Origin of the sequence: Actinomadura sp. WAC 06369 (genome assembly GCF_003947565.1) — a bacterium.
Taxonomy (GTDB): domain Bacteria; phylum Actinomycetota; class Actinomycetes; order Streptosporangiales; family Streptosporangiaceae; genus Spirillospora; species Spirillospora rifamycini.
Genome location: NZ_QHJN01000430.1, coordinates 1 through 522 on the forward strand (window position 1 = coordinate 1; position 522 = coordinate 522).

A 522-nucleotide genomic window follows, 5' to 3' on the forward strand; every position below is an offset into this window, starting at 1 on the left:
GTTGCGGGTTTGGAGCTGGCCGGCCGGTGGGGCGGTCTGGTGGATCTGCCGACGCAGTTGGACGGGCGTGCCGCAGGCCGTTTGGCGGGGGTTCTGGCGTCCGGTGGCGAGGACCAGGTCGCGGTGCGTCCGGGCGGTGTGGTGGCGCGTCGTCTGGTGCGTGCGGGGCGGGCGGTTGCGGGGAGGGTGTGGTGTCCGTCGGGTTCGGTGCTGGTGACGGGCGGAACCAGCGGTGTGGGTGCGATCACCGGCCGGTGGGTCGCGGATCGTGGTGCGTCGCGGGTGGTTTTGTCGAGCCGGTCGGGCCCGGGCGCGGCAGGTGTGGCCGAGCTGGCGGAGTCGATCGCGGGTGCGGGCACTGCGGTGGAGGTGGTGGCGTGCGATATCGCCGACCGTGCTGCGGTCGAGGATCTGGTCGGGTGGATCGACGGTTCGGGTCCGGGGTTGTCGTCGGTGGTTCACGCGGCGGGTGTCGGAAGCGGTGTTGCGGTCGAGGACTTGCAGCCGGCCGATCTGGCGGGG

Annotated in this window: 1 protein-coding gene; it reads left to right on the forward strand. The window is 72.8% G+C overall.

Annotated features, from left to right (window positions below; translation table 11 throughout):
- Positions 1 to 39 precede the first annotated feature (39 nt).
- A partial coding sequence (locus DMH08_RS39825; protein ID WP_199748247.1) for an SDR family NAD(P)-dependent oxidoreductase occupies positions 40 to 522 on the forward strand: 483 nt, incomplete at its 3' end.